The sequence below is a fragment of the Pseudidiomarina tainanensis genome (genome assembly GCF_900115255.1).
Classification (GTDB): domain Bacteria; phylum Pseudomonadota; class Gammaproteobacteria; order Enterobacterales; family Alteromonadaceae; genus Pseudidiomarina; species Pseudidiomarina tainanensis.
In genome coordinates this window covers 1,173,211-1,196,835 of sequence record NZ_FOYU01000001.1, presented here as the reverse complement: position 1 = coordinate 1,196,835, position 23,625 = coordinate 1,173,211, and the positions used below count along the sequence as shown (strand labels likewise).

The 23,625-nt window shown below is 43.5% G+C and carries 21 protein-coding genes; all 21 read left to right on the top strand.

Going from position 1 to position 23,625, the window contains the following annotated elements:
- The first annotated feature begins 17 nt into the window (after nucleotides 1–17).
- Nucleotides 18–920: a Wzz/FepE/Etk N-terminal domain-containing protein gene (locus BM292_RS05780; RefSeq protein WP_177203787.1), complete on the top strand. Its 903-nt coding sequence runs from the start codon at nucleotides 18–20 to the stop codon at nucleotides 918–920.
- Nucleotides 921–928: 8 nt separating this feature from the next.
- Nucleotides 929–1,867: a glycosyltransferase family 2 protein gene (locus BM292_RS05775; protein ID WP_092856218.1), complete on the top strand. Its 939-nt coding sequence runs from the start codon at nucleotides 929–931 to the stop codon at nucleotides 1,865–1,867.
- Nucleotides 1,857–3,086 (top strand): hypothetical protein, encoded by a 1,230-nt coding sequence (locus BM292_RS05770; RefSeq protein WP_092856216.1) that lies wholly within the window; start codon nucleotides 1,857–1,859, stop codon nucleotides 3,084–3,086. The genes BM292_RS05775 and BM292_RS05770 overlap by 11 nt, the downstream gene beginning before the upstream one ends.
- 1 nt (nucleotide 3,087) lies before the next feature.
- The gene (locus BM292_RS05765; RefSeq protein ID WP_092856214.1) at nucleotides 3,088–3,873 is read left to right on the top strand and encodes a glycosyltransferase; all 786 of its coding nucleotides are present in this window, start codon (nucleotides 3,088–3,090) and stop codon (nucleotides 3,871–3,873) included.
- Entirely contained in the window at nucleotides 3,798–4,610 is an 813-nt protein-coding gene (locus tag BM292_RS05760) for a glycosyltransferase family 2 protein (RefSeq protein ID WP_245751825.1), read from the top strand. The genes BM292_RS05765 and BM292_RS05760 overlap by 76 nt, the downstream gene beginning before the upstream one ends.
- Before the next feature lie 139 nt (nucleotides 4,611–4,749).
- Nucleotides 4,750–5,817, top strand: a complete 1,068-nt coding sequence (wecA, locus tag BM292_RS05755) for a UDP-N-acetylglucosamine--undecaprenyl-phosphate N-acetylglucosaminephosphotransferase (protein WP_092856210.1) — start codon at nucleotides 4,750–4,752, stop codon at nucleotides 5,815–5,817.
- A 32-nt stretch (nucleotides 5,818–5,849) separates the two neighbouring features.
- Nucleotides 5,850–8,582, top strand: coding sequence for an SLBB domain-containing protein (locus tag BM292_RS05750; protein WP_245751824.1), 2,733 nt, complete (start codon nucleotides 5,850–5,852; stop codon nucleotides 8,580–8,582).
- Between the two features lie 16 nt (nucleotides 8,583–8,598).
- Complete coding sequence (gene pgi, locus BM292_RS05745; protein WP_092856208.1) at nucleotides 8,599–10,068, top strand: glucose-6-phosphate isomerase; 1,470 nt, start codon at nucleotides 8,599–8,601, stop codon at nucleotides 10,066–10,068.
- Nucleotides 10,065–11,345, top strand: coding sequence for a lipopolysaccharide biosynthesis protein (locus BM292_RS05740; protein ID WP_092856206.1), 1,281 nt, complete (start codon nucleotides 10,065–10,067; stop codon nucleotides 11,343–11,345). Before pgi ends, BM292_RS05740 begins: the two co-directional genes overlap by 4 nt.
- A gap of 10 nt (nucleotides 11,346–11,355) precedes the next feature.
- Nucleotides 11,356–12,354 carry a UDP-N-acetylglucosamine 4,6-dehydratase (inverting) gene (pseB, locus tag BM292_RS05735; protein WP_092856204.1) on the top strand — a complete coding sequence of 333 codons (999 nt, stop codon included), beginning with the start codon at nucleotides 11,356–11,358 and terminating at the stop codon, nucleotides 12,352–12,354.
- A 1-nt stretch (nucleotide 12,355) separates the two neighbouring features.
- Nucleotides 12,356–13,513: a UDP-4-amino-4,6-dideoxy-N-acetyl-beta-L-altrosamine transaminase gene (gene pseC, locus BM292_RS05730; protein ID WP_092856202.1), complete on the top strand. Its 1,158-nt coding sequence runs from the start codon at nucleotides 12,356–12,358 to the stop codon at nucleotides 13,511–13,513.
- Nucleotides 13,510–14,208, top strand: coding sequence for a pseudaminic acid cytidylyltransferase (gene pseF, locus BM292_RS05725; RefSeq protein WP_092856199.1), 699 nt, complete (start codon nucleotides 13,510–13,512; stop codon nucleotides 14,206–14,208). Before pseC ends, pseF begins: the two co-directional genes overlap by 4 nt.
- The gene (gene pseG / locus BM292_RS05720; protein WP_092856197.1) at nucleotides 14,208–15,314 is read left to right on the top strand and encodes a UDP-2,4-diacetamido-2,4,6-trideoxy-beta-L-altropyranose hydrolase; all 1,107 of its coding nucleotides are present in this window, start codon (nucleotides 14,208–14,210) and stop codon (nucleotides 15,312–15,314) included. The genes pseF and pseG overlap by 1 nt, the downstream gene beginning before the upstream one ends.
- Entirely contained in the window at nucleotides 15,307–15,831 is a 525-nt protein-coding gene (gene pseH / locus BM292_RS05715; protein WP_092856195.1) for a UDP-4-amino-4,6-dideoxy-N-acetyl-beta-L-altrosamine N-acetyltransferase, read from the top strand. The genes pseG and pseH overlap by 8 nt, the downstream gene beginning before the upstream one ends.
- Nucleotides 15,832–15,839: 8 nt before the next feature.
- A complete protein-coding gene (gene pseI / locus BM292_RS05710) occupies nucleotides 15,840–16,892 on the top strand; it encodes a pseudaminic acid synthase (protein ID WP_092856193.1) in 1,053 nt (350 codons plus the stop codon).
- 22 nt (nucleotides 16,893–16,914) lie between these two features.
- Nucleotides 16,915–17,886, top strand: coding sequence for a glycosyltransferase family 52 (locus BM292_RS05705; RefSeq protein ID WP_092856191.1), 972 nt, complete (start codon nucleotides 16,915–16,917; stop codon nucleotides 17,884–17,886).
- A complete protein-coding gene (locus BM292_RS05700) occupies nucleotides 17,879–18,865 on the top strand; it encodes a glycosyltransferase (RefSeq protein WP_092856189.1) in 987 nt (328 codons plus the stop codon). Before BM292_RS05705 ends, BM292_RS05700 begins: the two co-directional genes overlap by 8 nt.
- Nucleotides 18,866–18,875: 10 nt before the next feature.
- The gene (gene rfaH, locus BM292_RS05695) at nucleotides 18,876–19,376 is read left to right on the top strand and encodes a transcription/translation regulatory transformer protein RfaH (RefSeq protein WP_092856187.1); all 501 of its coding nucleotides are present in this window, start codon (nucleotides 18,876–18,878) and stop codon (nucleotides 19,374–19,376) included.
- Between the two features lie 344 nt (nucleotides 19,377–19,720).
- Nucleotides 19,721–19,999 carry a hypothetical protein gene (locus BM292_RS05690; protein WP_092856185.1) on the top strand — a complete coding sequence of 93 codons (279 nt, stop codon included), beginning with the start codon at nucleotides 19,721–19,723 and terminating at the stop codon, nucleotides 19,997–19,999.
- Nucleotides 20,000–20,098: 99 nt separating this feature from the next.
- Nucleotides 20,099–21,472, top strand: a complete 1,374-nt coding sequence (locus tag BM292_RS05685) for a YjbF family lipoprotein (RefSeq protein WP_177203786.1) — start codon at nucleotides 20,099–20,101, stop codon at nucleotides 21,470–21,472.
- The gene (locus BM292_RS05680; RefSeq protein ID WP_092856181.1) at nucleotides 21,473–23,569 is read left to right on the top strand and encodes a YjbH domain-containing protein; all 2,097 of its coding nucleotides are present in this window, start codon (nucleotides 21,473–21,475) and stop codon (nucleotides 23,567–23,569) included. It abuts the gene before it with no gap.
- Nucleotides 23,570–23,625: the final 56 nt, after the last annotated feature.

Below are 23,625 nucleotides of genomic sequence, written 5' to 3'. Positions count from 1 at the left end.
CCGAAATGGACAACAAGATGACAGCCGAAAATGATCAAATAAATCTGCGCGACATTTTTATGACGCTTTGGAAAGACAAACTGTGGATTATCGGTATAACCTTCGCCTTTGCTGTGATTTCGGTTATGTATGCAATGAGCTTGCAAAATGTCTATACTGCTGAAACGAAAGTTGTCGCGACAGAAGAAGCGCGAGGCGGCGGTTTATCTGGCATGACAGGGCAGTTGCAAGGCTTAGCATCTTTGGCTGGGTTGTCTACTCAGTTTCAAGAAACTGACAAACAAGCGCTAGCGTTAGAAGTTATGATGTCGCGTGAGTTTCTAACAAACTTTGTTGAACAACATAGTTTACTTCCTTACATCATGGCTTACGGCGAGTGGAACCATAGGGCACAAGAAGGTTCTCTCGATTCTGAAATCTATGATGAAAATACTCAAAAGTGGCTGCGCGAAGTAGAAGCGCCATGGGAGCCAAAACCTAACCCGTGGGAATATATTCCAATTCTTAAAGAAATGATTGAGGTTTTACCGGGGCAGGCAGGTGTTGTGACGATTTCAGTGACACATCCATCACCAGTTGTAGCTCACGAAATTCTTACTAACTTAATAAATGATATTAATAGCGTCATGCGCATTCGAGATATTCAAGAAGCAGAGCGCAGTTTAGATTTCTTGAATAGTGAATTGGAAAAAACAGTTTATGCAAATATGCAGCAGGTGTTTTATCAACTTATCGAAAAGCAAACGCAAACTATTATGTTAGCTAATGCGCGCCCTGAGTATATTTTTCAGATTGTTGATCCAGCAGTTGTTCCGCTCGGTAAGTCTGGTCCGTCGCGCCCGTTGATATGCATTATTATTACCTTTTTCGGTGGCATTTTGAGTGTGATGTTTGTGTTGATTCGTAATTACTTAAAGTAAACACGACGATGCAATACACACTAGTTTTATCTTCATCAAATATTGAATCACAGCCGTTATTTTCGGTTGTGATTCCTTGCCATAACGCCGCTAAATATTTTTCCGAAACATTAGACAGTTTGGTCAAGCAAACCGAGAAAGATTTCGAGGTGGTGATCATCGATGATTGCTCGTCTGATAGTGCGCAATTGCAATCGGTTGTTGAAAACTTTCGAGATAAGCTTTCGTTAACGTTAGTTCGAACGGCAAAGAATATAAACGGGGCGGGAGCGCGAAACCTCGGTGTTGAGTTAAGTCACGGTAAATATATTGCATTTTTAGATGCGGATGACTTATTCGAACCGGAAAAGCTGCAAGTGTGTCGTGACGAAATTGCGCAGCGGTCAAATGAAAATTTTATCATCTATACCCAGTTGAAATTTAAGGCTCGCGGTAACAGCAACTTTGAATTGAGACCATTAATTGGCAAGCCGCAGCATATTACGGTGGGTGAATATCTTTTTGGAAACAGTGGGTTAATGCAAACTAGCACCCTTGTTATGCCACGAGAGGTATTTCATAAAATCGAATTCAACCCTGACTTTAGGCGTCATCAAGATTACGACTTCGTGCTTCGTGCAGCTGCATTAGGAACTGACTTTGTTTATATTCCGAAACCTTTAGCAGTTTGGCACAAACCAGAAAAGCGTAAGACAACCACGATTACCAAAGGAGCATCGACAAGTTACTGCTTTTATTGGTTAGAGCAAATGAAAAATTACCTTACGGTAAAAGAGAAAGCTCTTTATTTGATCAAAGTTGCTGCGCCTATAGCTGTTCTGGATGGAAAGTTTGCCACGGCATTAAAATTGTACTTCAAGAATTTAACCGAAGTACCACTACGAATTTTTGTAAAAAGTCTATTTCAATCCTCTAAGAATCTGGTGAAGTGGGTTTATGCGCGCTGACTTAGTAACCACAGAGTTTCCTAAAGCCGCTGCCTACTTTACTTCACACGATTTATTAATCGGTCTGTTTTGGGGGGCGGTTTCCTTAGCGCTGTTGCTTGGTTATATGACGAAACATAATCGTTATGATCAGGAGAGTGTTATTCATTTCGGGCTTGCTTACCTTTTTTTCTTGGGTTTTATACTGATTTCTCCTTTTATTTCACTATTACCAACTTTCCCAGATACAGCCTTATTCGTTGAGATTATAAAACTAGATGGTGCAACGCATCCCTCATTGGGCGTCGTCTTATATCAATATGTCTCGGCGCCATTGAGAATATTAGCTTGGAATGGGGTCTTCGCATTTTTAGTACTGCAGGGAACCCTGTATCTGTGTGCGGCACTGATACTTTGGCGAGCATGGCAACTCTACTGCAAAGAGAAGGAAATCGTCACAGGAAGGTTTAGTGGATTTATTTGGTTAGTCGTTGTTTACCCATCTGCATTGCTATTTATAACCATACCGTTGCGAGAGTTTTTACTCATCTTCGCTATATCGATTTTTATGCTCGGGCTCGCAAAAAGTATTAATGGTAAAGGTTGGTGGCTCATCTTCGTCGGAGTCGTCCTATCTGTATGTGTACGACCTCAACTGATCCTGGTTTTTCCGATCTTCTTTGTTGTTTATAGATTCTTTTTCAATAAGCCAACTCCTGTAAGATGGCTAGCAATAATTCTTGCTCTTCCAATTGCTGGCGGCATTGCTATCGCTTTATTTGGCGCGTTAACCGGGTACCCAATTACACCTGAGTTTTTCGCAGGTGTTCGTGCTGCGGCTTTTGAACGATATGGTGAGTCGGGAATGGTGTATGGCGGTGATTTCGCATGGACAAGTTTTTTGGAAATGGCACTATCACTACCGTTATTATTTTTGCAGTTCATATTAGCACCGCTGCCAGTTCTTCACAGTAATCCTCCCTTACAGATGAAGGCTTTAGTGCTTGATTTATTGTATTGTTTACCTATATATCTGGCGGCAATAGTCATGTTTAAACAGGCTCGCGGCATCGTCATGATGGTATTGGCAGGTTTAGTATTATTCTCGCTCTGGGAATTTTATATCGGCGGGGCAGTTCGACACCGATTCCCATTGCTTTTCGTCTTGATACCGCTCGTTTCGGCAATGCTAACAAGAGTCGTCTGGGTGAACCAAGAGAGCGATTTAAAACGTGACTAGTATGATAGACATTTTAATTTCTACGAGTAATGATCGTATTATTGCTTTAGCTGACTTGAGACCACTAGACAACGTGCACTATGTTATTGTGCACCAAGTTTTTCCCGATTTTGTACTCTCTCATAACGCTCTCGAAGCAAGTCAACTATTAGAGCAGCGTGAAGATATAAGCTACCTGAAGGTAATAGAAAAAGGGCTATCTAAAAGCAGAAACCGTGCGATTAAAGCTAGTCGAAATAAGTATGCATTGATTGCTGATGATGACATTCAATTCAACTACTCAGGTATATTTGAAATGGTCGAGAGAATGTCCAAAGAGAGCATCCAAGTTGCCTCGGGCCGACATCAGTTTTTTTCTGGTCAAATGGCTAAAAGCTACAAGTCTGAGTCGTTCATACTAAACAAAATTTCCGCGGCAAGTGTTTCTTCCGTTGATATGGTTTTAGACGTGAAGGCGATTAGAGAACACGACGTTTTCTTTGATGAGCGATTTGGGCTGGGTACTGAACTGCCAAGTGGTGAAGAGTATATTTTTATCAACGATGCACTGAAAGCAGGACTGCGAGTAAAATATTATCCTATCACTCTCGCATATCACCCTGATGAAGTGTCTGGTCATGATTTCTTTAGTACGCCGAATAAAACAATTGCTAAGCGAGAAATGTTCGTGCGCTGCTTTCCTAAGTCGCACTACATATACCGCTTATTATTTTGGGTAAAGAAATTGCCGATAGTTATCAAAAATCGAAGCTTATTAAGGTTCACGAGAAATATTTTATGGCGTTAGTTTCAATTGTTACTCCAGCATTCAATGCAAGCAAATCAATAGCTAAAACTGTTGCCAGTGTGCAAGCTCAGAGTTACTCAGATTGGGAAATGATTATTGTTGATGATTGCTCGAAAGATGGAACCTATCAGTTAGCGCTGGATTTATCTCAACAAGACGAGCGTATAAAAGTACATCAACTAAAAACTAATCAAGGTGCTGCAGCCGCAAGAAACTTCGCCATCGAGCAAGCGAAAGGTCGCTATATTGCATTTTTAGATAGCGATGACCGCTGGTTGCCGAAAAAGCTTGAGACGCAGCTTGGATATATGGAAAACAACAACGTCGCTTTCGTATGCTCCGGATACGATGTGGTGAATGTTGATGGCACTAAAATCGCAGAATTTATGCCGCCAAAACGTGCAAGTTATTACGATTTGCTCAGAACCTGCTCAGTCGGCTGCTTGACGGCAATGTACGACACCCAAGTATTTGGCAAAGTCATGATGCCTTTAATTAAACGTCGGCAAGATTATGGGCTTTGGTTAGAACTCCTTAGAAAGGGTGGCGAGTGCCATGGTATTCAAGAGGTGCTTGCGCAATATAGTATTGGTGGCGGCTCTCTATCGCAGAACAAATTCAAAGCAGCAAGATATCAATGGTACGTCTACCGACAGGTCGAGAAATTACCCCTCTTGCGCTCGTGTTACTATTTTGTAACTTACTGTGTAAATGGGCTACTCAAGTACAGAAATTGATATACAATACGTCTCGATTCAAATCTGCTGAGATTTTATCTATAATTATTACAACTTTGCATGAAAGCGTACCATGCGGTAAGATCATCAGCTGGTTAAAATGTTAAAAAAAGATTGTGCGCTGGAGATGGCTTAAAATATGTCCGTTTTACCGATTCTGATCGTGTTAGCAGCAACGGCTCTAATGTTGCGGCTTATGCATCCTGTAGCCGTATTGATCGATTTATTGGACAAACCATGCAATCGCAAGCAGCACACCGGCTCAGTACCGCTTATTGGCGGTATTGCCGTGTTTGGTGGGCTTGCGGTCGCGATGCTATTTTCTGCAGAACTAGCCCTGCACAGCCGCTTATTTTTGGTAAGTGCGGCCATGATGGTATTTATCGGAATGCTAGACGATAAATACGATTTAAGTGTGCGCCTTCGCCTAATTGGTCAAATTATTGCCGCCAGCGTTATTATCTTCGGTGGCGATTTATATATTTCAAACTTAGGTAACTTGTTCGGTTACGGACCAGTTAATATGGGCATGGCCGGTATCGTTTTCACCTATCTTGCCGTGTTAGCAGCAATGAATGCCTACAACATGATTGACGGCATTGACGGTCTGCTTGGCTCAATGGGCATAATCTCATTCTTTGGAATTGGTTCTCTAGCTTTCTTAAATGGTCACGCCGAGTTGCAACTTATCGCGACATTAGCAGGATTTGCGTTAGTACCATTTTTATTCTGCAACCTTTCGATTTCTAAACGCTACCGTAAAGTATTTATGGGCGACGCTGGCTCTATGTTCGTCGGTTTGGCCGTTGTTTGGTTACTTACTCTAGCTACGCAATCGCAATTCACAAGTGCTGAAACAGCAGTTATCAGTCCCGTGACCTCATTGTGGTTAGTGGCCGTTCCAATCATGGACATGGTAACCATCATGGTGCGTCGCGCGAAAAATGGCGTCAACCCAACAACGCCAGACCGTGACCACATTCATCACTTCTACATGCGTGCCGGATATTGTCCACGTCAAACCTTAGTCATTCTATGCGGTCAAGCGATTGTATTGGCGGCAATTGGCGTTGTATTGAATCAGCTTCAGACCCCAGAATGGGCGTCATTACTCTTGTTCTTAGGCGCATATGCGGTATATTGTCGTCAGTTTAAGATGTTAAAACGCAAAGCCCGCGCATTAAGCGAAGCTCAACTAGAAAAATAATCGCAGTACAAACATATAGGAAGGAGACGGTAGTGCGCCGCATTCTCTCAATTACTGGCCTAGCCATGGTCATGCTATGGACAGGCCTTTTTGCATTTTCTTATTCTGCGCAGGCACAGGTTGCCGGCGTTACCCCGCAGCAGCTCGAGCAATTCAAGCAATTGCCTCGCGCTCAGCAGGAAATGCTGGCGCGTCAATATGGTTTTGATCTGTCGTTACTCGATTCACAAGGTAGTACCACGGGCAGTCGCACGAACGAAGATCCGCAAACTGTGTTTCCGCGTGGTACCACGTTCGATGTAAATGGCGCCCCGATTATTCCTGAAGATATTCGTAGTCAGTTTGCCGAAGAAGAAGGCGTACCGAAGCCATTCGGTTATAAACTATTTGCCGGTGAGCCAAGTACGTTTGCGCAAGTAACGGGTGCACCTGTTCCAAGCAACTACATTATTGGTGTAGGCGATACCATTTCGGTACAGCTATATGGCAAAGAATCTAAATCACATCAGTTAAAAGTCGACCGCCAAGGCCTAATCACTGTGCCTGATCTCGGCCCTATTCAGGTCGCAGGTTTAACGTTCGACAAAATGCGCGAACTGGTTCAACAAGAAGTATCACAGCGCCTTATTGGTATGCAAGCCGCGGTAAGCATGGGCGAACTGCGCTCTATTCAAATTTTTGTGATGGGTGAAGCACACAAACCAGGTGCATATACGGTAAGTTCACTCACCACCATTACTCAAGCCTTGTTTGTCAGTGGTGGTGTTTCAGATATCGCTTCGTTGCGTAATGTACAGCTGAAACGCGATGGGGAGACCATTGCAACGCTCGACCTCTACGATTTTCTCATTCATGGCAACATGGGTAACGACCGCTTATTACAATCCGGCGATATGGTATTCATTCCATCGCGCGGCGACATGGTGACTGTTCAGGGTGAAGTGGTTCGCCCTGCAATTTATGAATTAAAAGATGAAGATAGCTTAGCCGAAGTGCTTGAGCTTGCCGGTGGAGTGTTACCAACCGCATATAAGAAAGCGACGCGCATCGAGCGAGTACGCGATGGACGTCGTTTAGTCAGCACCGTTGATCTTGCCAACGCAAAATCGCTGAGCGTAGGCAATGGTGACATTGTTGAAGTGCCACAAGTATCCAATGAAATTGTCGATTCAATCATGTTAGTCGGTGCGGTTGCACGTCCTGGCTACTATGAATTCAATGCTGGCATGAGAGTGTCAGACGTTATCACTGACGTTAAAACCAGTTTGCTGAGCTACGCTGATTTAGGCTACGGCCTGATTGTGCGTGAACGTGATAACCGCGGCAATATCGAGTTGCACCAATTTGATGTGGCGGCTGCGGTTGAGGGTGACGCTGAACATAACAAACAACTAAAAGCGCATGACCAATTGGTTATTTTTTCGCGCTACGAAGATAAAAAACTGCAAGAGCTGCAGTTAACAGACTGGATTGTGAGCGAAACCGAGAAGCAACGCAAAGAACGTGAGCAGTTGCTGAAAGATTATCGTCAGAATTATCTGCGTGGCTTAGTAATTCAACAGCAACGCGACTTCGCTGATGAAGATGCTGAAACGGGTGAATCTGAAGCACAGCAAGAGCTGCAAGGTTTGTTTACCCAGCGCACGTTAGACGATGAAATGAATGCGATGAAAATTCAGGAGTACGCTGAATATTCGCGTAATAATCTGCTTGAGCCAATTCTCACTAAACTGCGCCATCAGTTCAGCGAAAGCGGTAACCTGCCGTTAGTGTATGTGGCTGGTGAAGTGAAGTATCCTGGCGTCTACCCGTTAGTTGAAAATGCGGATGCGTCAGATCTTGTCGCAGCGGCTGGTGGCTTGAAAGAATCAGCTTATTTGGCTCGGGCTGAAATCACGCGTACACAAGTAAAAGGCGGCGAAACGGTCACGGATTACTTAAGCTTTAATTTGTTTGATGCCTTAATGGGTAAGCAAAACGTGCCAGTAAAAGGTCGCGATAGTTTAAATATCTTCGCGATTCCAGATTGGCAAAATACCTTAGAAGTTACCCTTGAAGGTGAGGTTCGATTCCCTGGTAAATACACCATTCGCCGTGGCGAAACGCTAACCGCATTGATTGAACGTGCGGGCGGACTTACGCAATATGCGTTCCCTCGAGGTGCTATTTTTACGCGTGAAGAATTGAAAGAGCTTGAGCGTCAGCGTATGCAAACATTAGCTCGTGAACTGCAGCACGAAGTTGCAACTAACAGTATTACGGGTAACAACCAAAGCAGTATGAGTTACTCGCAAACGCGTCAGTTATTACAAGATCTGATGGAAGTGGAGCCAGTAGGCCGCTTGGTCATTGATCTGCCTTACGTGATGAGCGGCAGTATGAATGCCGATATTCAGTTGAAAGACGGTGACCGCTTGGTTATTCCTGCACAGCGCAACACAATCAATGTGATTGGTGAAGTTCAGCTGGCAAGCTCGTTCTTGTATGACGGAAGCTTGAATGTTGAAGACTATCTACGTCGTGCCGGCGGTACGCGTAAGAAAGCCGACGAAGAACGTATCTTTATCGTGAAAGCAAACGGTTCCGTTGAAATGGTGGAGCTCGGCGGATGGTTCAGCTTGGCATCAGACAACCGTCTTGAGCCTGGTGATACCATTGTGGTGCCACTCGATACCGAGTACACCAACAACATGGAACTATGGCGTGATGCAACCCAGATTCTGTATCAGATTGGCGTCGCATTGGCTGCACTAACTGCTATCTAGTAGACATGGATGAACAATGATTATAGAAAGTGATTTTCTAAACTTGGATACCACTTACCAAGGCGTCGATATCGACGCCTTGCGTGACTTTGCTGCAAAGCGTTTACCGGAAAACTTCGACAAGTTGCGTACGCAATTACTGCGTGGCGAGTTTTATAACGCAACCGAAGATAGACATGTCAGTCACTGTTTGAATCGTTCAATCCATAACGTTGTCACTGCAGGTAACGGTAAAAATCGGTTCTGCACCATAGTACGTGAACTGCGCGCAGGCAAATGGCTCGGCGCTACAGGTAAACCCATTAAAGATGTAGTGAACATTGGCGTAGGTGGTTCTGACTTAGGCCCTATGATGGGTAGCTTTGCCCTGAAAGAGTTCGCTGACGACAACAGCCTTCACCACTTGAGTGTCCACTTTGTCAGCTCAATGGACGGCGGTCAGCTGTATGCGGTGCTACCGATTGTTGACCCAGAAACCACGTTATTCATTATTGCATCGAAAAGCTTCGGTACCATTGATACCTTAGCGAACGTAGATACCGTTCGGAAATGGATTGAGCCAACGCTCAACCAAGAGCAGTGGCTTAGCCGACATGTCATTGGTGTTTCAGCAAACAACCAAGCCATGACCGACTTTGGTATTCCGCCAGCACAACAACTAAGTTTTGCAGAATCAGTTGGTGGCCGTTTCTCGCTGTGGTCAGCGATTGGTTTGCCGATTGCGCTAACCGTTGGGTCGAACCAGTTTGGACGTATGCTTGAAGGCGCAAAAGCCATGGACGATCATTTTGCCAACGAACCGCTCGAGCAAAACATTCCACTGCAAATGGCGCTGTTGGGCGTTTATAACCGTGAAGTACGCGAGATTAATAACCTTGCTGTTTTGCCATACGATGGCCGCTTACGTTACTTACCGAGCTACCTGCAACAGCTCGATATGGAAAGTAACGGCAAGCAGGTTGATTTTGAAGGCAATGCTATTGATTACCCAACCGGGCCAATTATTTGGGGTGGTTTTGGACCCAATGGTCAACATGCGTTCTTCCAACACTTACACCAAGGCTATGACAAGTTCTGCGCTGACTTCGTGGCAGTATTAAAACGTGCCGCGCCTGACTTTGAACCGGCTGTTCAAGAAGGTCTAGCAGAACAGCAGCGCCTTGCTGTGGCGAATTGCTTAGCGCACCGACGCCTCATGTGGTTCGGGGCTGAAAACGGTGAAGCGCGTAACCATTATATTGGTAATCACCCATCAAACTTGTTATTCGTAGACGAACTGACGCCGCAAAGCTTTGGGGCGTTAATTGCTGCTTATGAGCATAAGGTTTTTACGCAAGGCGTGATTTGGAATTTGAATAGCTTTGATCAGCCGGGTGTGGAGAAAGGTAAGAAGCTTGCGAAAGAAGTTCTGCAAGTTCTAGATGGCAATTCTGCGACAGAATTTGACGCATCAACTGACGATTTAGTTAGACGTGTACGGCGATGAATTTAAGTAATCGTTTAAAAGGTTCATTTGCAGCTGGCGCTGCAATTTACATGTTATCTAATATTATTGTCGCAGCAATTCCATTTATTCTATTACCGATTATGACGCGTTACCTATCTCCAGGAGAGTACGGTGAAGTCGCAATGTTTCAAGTTTTAGTCGGTTTTTTTTCGTCAATTGTGGGTCTTAGTGTTGCCGGTGCGGCAAACCGAAAATTTTACGATAATGATCAATCCAAAGAACAAATGGCTGGGTTCATTGCTACTTGCTTTATTGTACTTTTCGGTTCATTCGTAGTAACCCTATTCATTCTTGCTTTTTTCTCTAATTATCTAGCGCATTGGTTGAGCATACCTGAGCCATATATATTCTATTCATTAATTGTCTCTGCTGGAACTATGGCTATTAATATACGTCTCGGGCAGTGGCAAATTCGCAAGAAAGCATCGAACTATGGCGCATTTCAAATAACTCAGAGCCTAGCAAACGGAAGTTTGTCTCTTATACTGGTTGTGGTATTTGCGTATGGAGCTTTCGGAAGAATTGGGGCTCAAGTTGCGGTTATCATTCTGTTTGGCTTGATAGCCGTTGCGCTGCTGCTAAAAGATAGTTTAATTAATTTGAAGCATGTTAAGCGAGAATATTTTTCTGAAGTGCTCAATTTTGGTATTCCGTTAATTCCTCATATAGCCGGCATTTATTTGCTTTCTTCAATTGACCGTTTCGTTATTACAACTGAACTTGGACTTGAAGAAACCGGGATATATTCCGTTGCTGCTCAAGCCGCCGGAGCATTAATGCTTATTTTTACAGCAATTAATCAAGCGTTTGTTCCATGGTTGTTCGAGAGGTTAAAGCAAGATAATTTGCAGCAAAATAAGTTTATTGTGAGAACAACTTACAAGTGGTTCGCAGTAATTCTATTCGGTGCCGCTTTATCGTTCGTTGCTGGACCTCCATTATTAATTTTTTTAACAGGCGAAAAATTTGCTCGCTCAGGCGAAATAATAGGCTTACTCGTATTAGGCAATGTGTTTGTCGGCATGTATTTAATGGTGACCAACTATATTTTTTACTCGAAACAAACGGGCCTCTTGTCGACAGTAACGATTTTATCTGGGCTTTTTAATGTTATTTTACTTTTAAATTTTGTTAAGATATGGGGCTTGCAAGGAGCTGCACTCGCATTTTGTATTGCCATGGGTGTCCGATTCTTATTTACATGGGTTGTCGCTCAGCTGAAGCACCCAATGCCTTGGTTTGATTTTAGGAATTAAAGGAATATAAATGTTTGAAAATTCAACAATACTTGTGACAGGCGGAACTGGTTCATTTGGCCACAAGTTCATCCCGATGACCCTCGAAAAATATAATCCTAAGAAAATTATTGTGTTTTCTCGTGATGAAATGAAGCAATGGGAAATGGCGAAACTTTTTCAAGGAGATGACCGACTAAGGTTCTTCATCGGCGATGTTCGTGATAAAGACCGACTTTACCGAGCTCTAGACGGTGTTGATTATGTTGTTCACGCAGCAGCCACGAAAATTGTTCCTACCGCAGAATACAACCCATTTGAGTGCGTCAAGACGAATATTCATGGTGCCATGAACGTCATTGACGCGGCAATTGATAAAGGCGTAAAGGGGGTGGTTGCTTTATCTACAGATAAAGCAAGTAGCCCAATTAACCTATATGGCGCTACCAAACTGGCATCAGACAAGCTTTTTGTTGCAGGCAACTCATACTCAGGCGGGCATACAACGAAGTTTTCAGTAGTTCGTTACGGAAACGTTATGGGTTCACGCGGCAGTGTTATTCCGTTCTTTATGTCGATTAAAGAAAAGGGTGTACTTCCAATTACTGATGAACGTATGACACGCTTCATGATTTCCTTAGAAGAGGGAGTCGAACTTGTCTGGCATGCATTCGAAGACATGGTAGGTGGCGAGATTTACGTTAAGAAAATTCCATCAATGAAAGTTACCGATCTTGCTCGTGTAGTGGCACCAGAAGCGAAGCAGGAAATTGTGGGTATCAGACCGGGTGAGAAGCTTCATGAACAGATGATTGGTGCAGAAGACTCGCCGTTTACCTACGAATATCCGGAACACTTTAAAATTTTGCCGAATATTAATGACTGGGGCGCAAGTCCTGAACGCATAAAAGACGGGAAAAAGGTGGCCGATGGTTTTATATACTCAAGTGACAATAACACCGAGTGGATGACCGACGAAGCCCTCCAAGCATGGATAGAAAGTAACTACAACCAAATTGGAAAAATCTAAAATGATTCCGTACGGTCGCCAATCAATTACACAAGCGGACATTGATGAAGTCATCAATGTATTGAAGTCGGACTTTTTAACTCAAGGGCCCAAGGTTCCTGAGTTCGAGTCAGCCGTTGCAAACCATGTTGGTGTCAAACATGCGTTAGCAGTAAATAGTGCAACATCTGCGCTTCATATCGCATGTTTGGCACTTGGTTTAGGGCCTGGTGATTGGTTATGGACGACTCCAGTTACTTTTGTGGCTTCATCAAACTGCGCACTCTATTGTGGTGCGCAAGTTGACTTCGTTGATATCGATCCAAGAACCTACAATTTATGTCCTGAGAAGTTAGAAGCCAAATTAATTGAAGCAGAACGATTGGGTAAGCTTCCGAAAATAGTTGTTCCAGTGCATTTGTGTGGCCAATCATGTGACATGGAAGCAATCTATAATCTTGGGAAGAAATATGGGTTTAAAATAATTGAAGATGCTTCACATGCAATTGGCGGGAAGTATAAGAACGAATTTATCGGAAATTGTCAGTACAGCGATATCACAGTTTTTAGTTTTCATCCTGTAAAAATCATCACCACTGCTGAAGGTGGGATGGCAGTAACTAATTCTGATGATTTAGCTAATAAAATGGCGCTCTTGAGAAGTCATGGAATTACTCGAGATCCTCAGCAAATGACCAAAGAGTCGGATGGTGGCTGGTATTATCAGCAAATCGAATTGGGTTATAACTATCGTATGACAGAGCTCCAAGCGGCATTAGGGGTAAGTCAAATGCACCGCCTTGATGACTTTATTGTCGCTCGTCATAAAATAGCAGCACGCTATTATGATGAGTTATCTGATTTACCAATTGTACTCCCGTACCAGCATCCAGATAGTTATTCAGGGTTACATTTGTTCGTGATTCGTTTACGTTTGAATGATATTTCGAAAAGTCACAAGCAGGTGTTTGATGAACTACGAGCGTTTGGAGTAGGAGTTAATTTACATTATATACCTGTTCATACTCAGCCGTATTATCAAGCGATGGGCTTTCAACCAGGTGACTTCCCTGAAGCGAATCGATACTACAGTGAGGCAATTAGCATTCCAATGTTCCATGGAATGACTTTTGAAGAGCAGTCTAAAGTCATCGAAATCTTGCATGAGGTTATTCGGTGAAAATCGCAGTTATACCGGCGCGCGGCGGAAGTAAGCGAATTCCGCGAAAGAATATTAAAGAATTTTGCGGTAAACCAATGATTGCTCGCTCCATCGAAGCAGCATATGAAAGCGGATGTTTTGATAAAGTTATCGTTTCTACCGACGATCAGGAAATAGCCGAAGTTGCAAAAGATTACGGTGCAGAAATTCCGTTCTTACGACCTAGAGAGCTCTCGGATGACTACACGGGTACTATGCCGGTTATTGCTCATGCTATAGAATGGTTTGAAGCACAGAATGAAAATGTTGATTTAGCGTGTTGTATCTATGCGACGGCACCGTTTGTGTCTGCTGACGATATCAAAACTGGTCTCAATGTGATGGAGTCAGAATCTCTGGACTTTGCATTCACAGTTACGAGCTATGCGTTTCCGATTCAGCGAGCAATAAAGATCTCGTCAACTAATCGCGTTGAGATGTTTCATCCCGAATTATTTAATGTTCGCTCTCAAGACCTTGAGGAAGCATGGCATGATGCTGGTCAATTCTATTGGGGAACTTCTCTAGCTTGGAAAGAAAACAAACCAATTTTTGGAACGAGTTCAGCCCCAATTGTATTACCACGACATCGTGTGCAAGATATCGACACGCCAGAAGACTGGACGCGTGCTGAACTTCTTTTCAAAATTATGAACCCAAATGGTATTGACTGATGCTATTCGTATTTAGAGCCGATGCCTCGCTAGTAATTGGTTCAGGTCATATTATGCGCTGTTTGACGTTAGCAAAGTTTCTACGGGAAAGAGGACATGACTGTGAATTTGTCTGTCGAGATCATATTGGAAACTTACGGTCATTAGTTGAGAGTGAAGATTTTTTTGTTCATTTGTTAACGACTCCAGGTTACCGAAACGAAGATCTCCATAAAGAATCGAATGAGGGAGTACACGACTGGTTGGCTGTTCCTTGGGACATAGATGCTCAACAAACGCGACAGTCCCTAGGTAATAGAGTCGTTGATTGGCTAGTTGTCGATCATTATGCGCTTGATCATAGGTGGCACCGAGATTTAAGGAAAGCTACCAACAACATTATGGTTATAGACGATTTAGCTAATCGATTTTTGGATTGTGATGTCTTACTGGACCAAAATTTGGGTCGAAAGGCTATCCATTATGAAAAACTAGTACCTTCAAATTGTATTAGATTAGTAGGTCCCAGTTATGCGTTATTACGATCAGAATTCACGGAACTTCGAGAGGCAAGTTTAGCTCGAAGAGTTTCTCCCAAAATACAGCGTATTCTGATTTCTCTGGGAGGGGTCGATATAGATAACGTAACAGCTGACGTTATTGATGCTCTCGACTTTTCAGAATTACCTTCATTCGTAGAACTTGATATCGTAATGGGTTCTTCTGCTCCACATGTTGACAAAATCAGGGAGCGCATCGCTAATTTACGATTCAATACGACTGTTTCGGTTAATGTTAAAAATATGGCAGAGCGAATGCATCTTGCGGATTTTGCGATTGGAGCCGCTGGAGGAAGTGCCTGGGAAAGGTGTTGTTTAGGTTTACCGAGTTTAGTGATTGTCTTAGCCGAGAATCAAAAGGCAGGGGCAGCAGCCTTGGCAAGAGAAGAAATAGCCATAGTGCTTTCAGAGCGACAGTCTCTCAGAAATCGAATCACTCCAATCGTAAACGATCTAATGAAGACTGATGAGCTAAAAAGAATTTCAGAGGTTGCGCGTTCTATAACGGACGGTAACGGTGTACGGAAGGTAACTGAAACTTTGATGTTGGAATGTTTTAATGGTTGAGTTAATCGAGTCTAAACTTCGAGATGTCAAAATTGATGATTTACCGATGATTCGCAGTTGGCGTAATGATATTAGTGTTCGTCGGTTTATGTATACAACGCATGAAATTAGCGAAAAGGAACACGTGGACTGGTACAACCGAATCGTGTCCGATCCGAGTATCAAGATATTCATTTATGAAGAAAATGGAAAGCCTCTAGGCTTTCTCAATTTTACATCGACTCGAACTGAGGACGTTGCGAATTGGGGTTTCTATTTGAATCCTGAAGCGCCAAAGGGAACCGGTCATCGATTTGGGAAATCGGCTATTTCATTTGGATTTAACCAATTAAAACTGCATAAAATTTGCGGTGAGGCATTAGCGTTTAATGAACGTTCAGTAAAATTTCATCGTTCGCTAGGTTTTGTCGAAGAAGGACAGTTGAGAGAGCAGCATTTTGACGGTTCCAAGTTTCATGATGTCATTTGCTTTGGCTTGTTAAGCAGAGACGCACAGAATATTAATTTAAATAACTAGGTGGATAGATGCGACAGCCTAAAATAAACATTGCTGGAAAAGAAATCTCAAGTTTGGAATCTCCATATATCATTGCTGAGTTATCGGCGAATCATAATGGCAAGCTTGAAACTGCGAAGAAAATAATCGAAGAAGCTGCCAAAGCTGGAGCCGATGCAGTTAAGATTCAAACCTATCGTCCAGACACTATTACACTAAATTCAGATAATGATGATTTCAGAATAAAAGGTGGGTTGTGGGATGGCCGCACATTGTATGAGCTGTACGAAGAAGCGCATATGCCTTGGGAGTGGCACAAACCTCTATTTGAGCATGCTAAACAAATTGGCATCACTATTTTTAGCTCACCATTTGATACGACAGCAGTTGATCTACTTGAAGATCTTAATGCACCGGCATACAAAATCGCATCCTTTGAAGCAGTCGACATTCCATTAATAAAATATGTTGCCTCGACAGGTAAGCCAATGATTATTTCAACTGGAATGGCTGATGCCGAAGAGATTGCTGAAGCGATTCAAGCGGCGAAAGACGGCGGCTGTAAAGAGCTGGCGATACTACATTGTGTGAGTGGTTATCCCGCACCGGCAGAAGATTATAATCTGCGCACTATACCAGATATGATAGAGCGGTTTGGTTTAGTTACCGGTTTGTCAGATCATACTTTGGACAATACCACAGCAATTGCAAGTGTCGTATTGGGTGCGTCTATTATCGAAAAACACTTCACTTTAAATCGACAAGGCGGCGGTCCGGATGATTCATTTTCCTTGGAACCACCTGAGTTAGCAGCATTGTGTCGAGATAGTAAAACAGCTTGGAAAGCTCTGGGAAGCATCGATTATGGTCGTAAATCTAGTGAGCAAGGAAATGCACAATTTAGACGTTCATTATATTTCGTTAAAGACCTACGAGCTGGTGATATCATTACTCCTGATTGTATACGCAGTGTTCGTCCTGGATTTGGTTTGCCTCCTAAATATTTAGAGTCGATTCTTGGAAAGCGAGTGAGTACAGATATTGCTGCTAACACTCCAGTAAAAACTGATAGTTATTACTGAGAATGCATTCAAGGCTATTTTTATGACTAAGTTTATTGCCGTCGCACCTAAAATAGCCTCTTCGTATCAGTTGTTGTCTCTCTTGAGTTATGTTCGCGCGAACCATAATGAGATCAAAGCTACATATGTGTTTCTCGATCCGTACTGGCACGCAAACCAGATACCATCCCGTTATACAAACTACTGTGAAAAATATAATGTTATTTTTGTGAAAACTGCTGGAGCTCTTCCAAACTCTAAAGCTATTAAAGAAGCTGGGTGTAAGTTATTAAGATTCTACGTGAATAATGTGAGCCTTAAGAGTGTATTGTTGCGCCGACAGGATAGAGTCGTTTTAATTGCTGATGGCCTTGGTACCTACGTTAATTGCGCTTCGAAAATCAACGCCGTGACTCGCGAGCGAGGTAAACCAACCTTAAATGAAAAGCGGAAAATATTTAACTATATGCTGATGAGTAATGTCGCTGAGCGTTTTTCAAGTGTTCATAGCTACATGATTTTTGATAAGGCATCTCTTAAACTTGATAAATCTTTTGTCGAGCAATTCAAAATAAGTATGACAGAATTAAGGTGCTCGAAAGACGACGAACTTGTAAATCATTTAATATTTATATCGCAACCACTTGTTAAATTGGGTGTTTTAACTGAAGAAAGATACTTAGAACTATTAAAACATCTAGAACAGAGGGCTAGAGAAAAACGACTAGCATTTTTAGTTAAACCGCATCCAGCTGAAGATGTTGACTGGTATTTCGCCAATAACTTTTCTGCATTAGATTTTGATGGTGTTATCGAAGAGTTTGGAGTAAATAATCCTCGTAACGAATTTATATCATTCTTATCGAGTGCGCTTCTCACCCTACCATATTTAACCGAATCGACGGTTTATAGACTGCCACTGCCTGAGTTTGAACGAAATATTGTTCTAAGTTCAGCTCAAAGAGAATTACTGAGTCGTGTTCAACCTTTATATTTAAAGAGTTTCAATGATTAGTGTAATCGTACCTGTATATAATGTTGAAAAATATATTGATGATTGTCTAGAGTCGCTCGCTCAACAGTCAAACCAAAACTTCGAACTTATTATCGTAAACGACGGTAGCCAAGATCAGTCTATGGCTAAAGCGCAGCAATGGATCGCGCAGATGACAAATGTCATGGTTATAAACCAACCTAATGGAGGTTTATCGGCAGCGAGGAATACAGGGCTTGAGAAGGCAACAGGGGAGTATGTGCTGTTTCTTGATTCGGACGATATGCTGTCGACAAACGCAATCGAAGTACTCTCGTCAATCATCGAAGACAGTATAGCCGATGTGATTCTCTATTCCGCTGGAATCTTTGAGGATGGAGTCGATTCGACGCGCTTGAAATTTAATATGGATGCATATTCTCGACATGCAAATGACTATCCAGAAAATTTACGAGGTGTCGACTATTTAGATCGCGTTTTGGCGACGAATAGATTTATTGTATCTGCTTGTCTGTACGCATTTAAACGTGAGTTAGCAGTTTCGTTGCGTTTTATTAATGGCATTATTCACGAAGATAATCATTTTACCCCTGCATTGTTACTTTTAGCAGATAAAATAAAATTACTTGATAATCAATTATACAAACGGCGTGTCAGGGAAGGCTCGATCACGACGACCTCGATATCGAGTAGAAATATTGAAGGGTACTTTTACTCAGCGAAAGGCTTAGAAAAAGATATTCAAGCTCGCTTAAACGAAGATTCGTATTCTGTATACCTCTCAGTGTTAAAAAGACTGTATCAAGCGACTTTGGCTACTGCCTTAAAAACAAAAAAAATATCTGTTATTAGGCATTGGTGCCATATTATCGAATTGGAATTAAATAACAGAAAAGACATTCAACTGAGTCGGAAGTATGATTTATTGATGAGTTATCCTTTTCTAGTAACATGCATATGGCTTTGCATCGAAAAAATGAAAAAGCTAGGTTTAAAGTAGGTCTACTTTAATGAAATGGTACGTCATCCGCACCAAACCGCGGCAAGAACAGCGCGCGTTGGTGAATCTCGAGAATCAGGATATTGCGGCTTATCTGCCGCAAATTACTGTCGGCAAAGTGCGTCGTGGCAAGCGTGTGCCGGTAACCGAGGCGTTGTTTCCTGGCTATATCTTTGCGCAGCTAGATGATTTTGCTGGACGCTTCCATAAAATACGTAGCACGTTTGGAGTACAGAAGTTGTTAATGTTTGGTGATAAGCCTGCGACAATTCCTGACGCACTAATTGAGGAATTAAAAACACTTGAACACGACCCAATTACTCAGGCGACAGCGGAACATCAGTCATCGCCGCAAGTTGGTGATCAAGTTGAAATTGCAAGTGGCCCGTTTGCCGGGTTTATCGCGAAGATCATTGATTTAGAGGGTGATTCTCGTTGTATTGTTCTACTCGACTGGCTACAAAAAGACGTACAAGCCTCGTTTTCGTATACGGAAGTGAAGAAAATTTAACCTTACTTTAAGCAATAACTGTTTACATTTTAGACAAAGAATACTCCCCGCAACCCCGCACCGTACAAGCCATTCACATAAATTTAATTTAATTTTCCAGTTGTAAAAATTTAATTAAAATGCTCCAATGTCGCTAATAAAAATACAACAATTCAAAGCGCTAAATAACACAATAATGAAGAGCCTTTGACCAGGGAGCAAAGTGGGAGCTGTAACCTAAGGGCGGTAGCGTGTTCGAATTCCGGGCAATAGTGCTGAATAAATTTCGCACAATTTCTTTTGCTAATTTCCTACAGCCTGCTATTCTTTCTGCAACATTCAAATTCATTTAGGGACAACAACAGATGACAAAATTGACTTCGTCTTTCGCTGCTGTGATGGCAGCCGTTGCTTTGACAGCAACACCAATCGCATTAGCAAATCCTGAACCGGCACCGAAGCCAGCACCGGCTCCAGCGCCTGCACCACAAACAGGTGCTGCTGCGGGTGGCGCAGCCGCTGGTGGCGCCATCGGTGGCGTCACTGTTGCTGCAGTTGTTGCAACGGTTGTAGCTGTTGGCGTTGTCGCCAGCGTTGCATCAGATGATGATGACGAAACACCAACCACGGTGACGAACAACTAAACTGTGATAAAGCAATTCAAAACGGCCACTTCTTTAAGTGGCCTTTTTTATGGTTGTTTCGCGTTGGCTGCTATGACCACTCTTTCAGGTTGTAGCTTAATGCGTTCAACCCAGGTGCTGGATGAATCTGCCAGTGCTGCCTCACAAAGTTTGTACTATGCAATTGCTGGTCAACCTGACGTTGAACTGACGGAGCAAGAAATTGCCGAGCTGCCATACGCAGCCAACTATGTGCAATTTGATGATCAGGCGCGCGCGCTGATTGTACTGGGCTATGACGATAATCATTCGTTGCAATGGGTATCGGCGAATAGCGAGGTACTGACCACCAGTTTCGCAGGGCGCGTCATTCGCACCGATAGTTTGCTGAGCAATCTTGAACATGTTGCTGACTCAGAATCAGACTCACTGAGCTGCATTCAGTTCGCGCCTTCGCTTGAGCTAGCACAGCAATGCAACAATGCTTGGCAACGTACGATTACTACCGAGCACAATGGGCAATTACGTCAGTGGCTGGTAGATACCACATTTCAAGTTGAAGAAACGCAAGCGAATCGCTTCGTTCGTGAGAACGGCACCGCAGTGCTCGTGTCACCGAACGCTGACACGATAGAGCCAAAGACGATTTCAATTTCGAATACCTTCGAATATGCCGAGTATAACGACACCTTCCGACCGGTAGAGTCAACCCAATGGATTAGTCCTGAATTGGGTATGTTGCAGCAGCAAGAAGTCAAGGCATATGGCGAATACCTGTCAAATGACAGGTTGATGCAGTCAAATGACGCAAATAGTGACGAAAAAGAATCAAAAGACATATCTCAAGAGCAAGATGTGTCAAATGACTCTAAAAACCTGTCAAATGACATGTTTTCGCAAGATCAGCTATTCAGCGAACCACCTCAACTAACCAATCAGCAACTGTGGGTGCGCCTTGAGCGCAGTAATGGCACCAAAGTAGATATCGTCACCGATGGTGAGCCACGCATAAGTCAGTTACTTGATACCGTGCCAACAGCGCAATCGGTAATGTGGCCGCAAACGAAGATCAGCAGCCCTGCGCTGAATCAGCAATTTGAAGCACGTAAGCAAGGTATGTATGTTCGCTTAAAAATGTTGGCGCAAACATACCGATATGATGGCCAAACAGAACTTGCGTCAAAATCTGACGCACTAGCTGGTGACTTTTTGACCTGGCCATTAAAGCCAAGTTACGTCACAGATTTCTCGCGCGCTAAGGCGCGACAGGATTTGTCGCAGAATCCGCTGCTAAATCACGCGCAGGTTGGTGAGCACCGTTTAAACAATGAGCCGCATTACACTATTACGCTAAGCGCGCACTACGACCAAACGCAGTTGCCGACATTACCAATTGCTGATCATGAATTACCGAAAGGCTTTCGTGATGTGAATCAGCAACTACGGTTGTTCATGCAATACTGGCACTTCACCGAAGTAGCAGGGCAGCACTAAATGGCATTAACTAGCTCGGCATTGGTGATATTGGCAAGTAGCGCTTGGCAGCCTATGAGCTTTCAGCCCGAGACAGTCAATCAGAGTGATTTTGGTGGTGTTGGTTTAATGCAAACTCCAACTGCGCGCATGCATGATGAAGGTGAGTTCTCGTTAAACTATGTGGATAACGAGCAGTTTCGTCGAATGTCGGTGAGCTTGCAGGTGTTTCCTTGGTTGGAAGCGACGGCTAGATATACGGATGAGCGCGAAGTGAAGTGGGGCGGTGGCCCCGACTTTAGTAACAACCAAACCAATAAAGACAAAGGCTTCGACGCCAAATTCAGGATGTGGCAAGAAAGTGAGTACTTACCGCAGGTGGCGCTTGGATTGCGTGATATGGGTGGTACTGGACACTTTGCGGCTGAATATGTCGTTGCGAATAAGCGCTTTGGTGATTTTGACATCAGTTTGGGTTTAGGTTGGGGATATATTGGAAAGCGCAACAATATAGCGAATCCTTTTTGCAAGATAACCGATAAATTTTGTGAACGCCCAGTTGGTACTACTGGAAGTGGTGGCGAGTTTGAAATCAAAGAAATGTTTCGTGGTCCAGCTGCAGTATTCGGAGGCATTAAGTACCAAACACCAATTGATGCATTGAACTTTGTCGCCGAGTACGAAGGCAATAATTACGAAAACGAGCAAGTCGAGTTCCCCATTCAAGTCGATAGCCCATGGAATTTCGGCGCAAATTACGCAGTATCCGAAAACCTGAACTTAAAACTCAGTTATCAACGCGGTAACACGTTCATGTTTGGGGCAACTTTCCATTTCAACTTGGCGACGATTAACCAAGCCAAGTACGAGCCAGCGCCACAAAAAGTCGGTTACAGCGAAACGCGCGAACTCAACCAAGTTGATTACGAAAGGTTAAGCCAAGACTTATTGCGCGAAGCTGGCTATAAAGTGCATGCGGTTGAAGCTGATAAAAATGAGCAACGCGTAACGCTCTATACCACGCAAACACGCTACAGAAATAGCGAGCAGGCCGCCGAAAAAGGTGCGCGTATTCTCGCTAATAATTTGCCTGAAAATGTTGCGCGTTATGAACTGGCGCAAACCGATAACGGTTTGGCATTAACCCAACACAACGTTGATGCCATACGCTTCAAACAAGCGGCTCGCGGTGAGCGGTTCTTTGCAACCACCGAACAAGCGCTCAGTGAATCTGATGTACGATATAGCTCAGCTGATTCAACTCAACGCCTCTACACCCGTGAAGCGGCAACATCAAAGCAAGATAAATGGAAATTCGCCGTACGCCCCGATTTAGATCAAGCGTTCGGTAACCCAGAAACATTTTACTTATACCAACTGAGTTTGTTTGGCACCGCCGACTGGCAACCTAGCGCCAATTTCAGTATCAACAGCTCGGTGGGTTTAAACCTCATCAACAACTACGATGAGTTTAACTTCTTGGTGGATAACCTCGATACGCCGATACCCCGAGTACGTACCCGCATTCGCGAGTACTCAGTTGCGAACGACATCTGGCTGCAAAACCTACAAGCAACCTACACGCATCAATTTAGTCGTAACTGGTATGGGTTAGCCTACGGTGGGTATTTAGAGCGCATGTTCGCAGGTGTTGGCGGCGAAATTTTGTATCGTCCGCATAATAGCGATATCGCTTTTGGCTTCGATTTAAATTACGTGAAGCAACGCGAGCCAGATAGTTACACGGCATTAGAAGATTACGATGTGCTGACCGGTCACGCCGCTATGTATTGGCAACTGCCATTTATCGATGATACGTTGCTTACGTTAAAAGCGGGGCGCTTCTTAGCAGGAGACAAGGGCGTGCAAATTAACTTCGCTCATGAATTCGATTCCGGCGTAATTGCTGGCGCCTATGCCGCCTTTACCAACGTGAGTTCAGAAGATTACGGTGAAGGTGGTTTCACAAAAGGCTTTTACTTAAACATTCCTTTTGATTTATTCTTTGTAAAACATACAAAAATGCGTGGTACCGTGGGTTGGAACCCAATCACCCGTGATGGCGGCCAAATGCTCAACCGCAGCCGCCAACTCTACCCCATGACCGAAGGAAGGTAGCGGATTTATGGTAGCCCGCCGTTCCACGGCGGGTAGCGCAAAGCGCTGTAATTCTA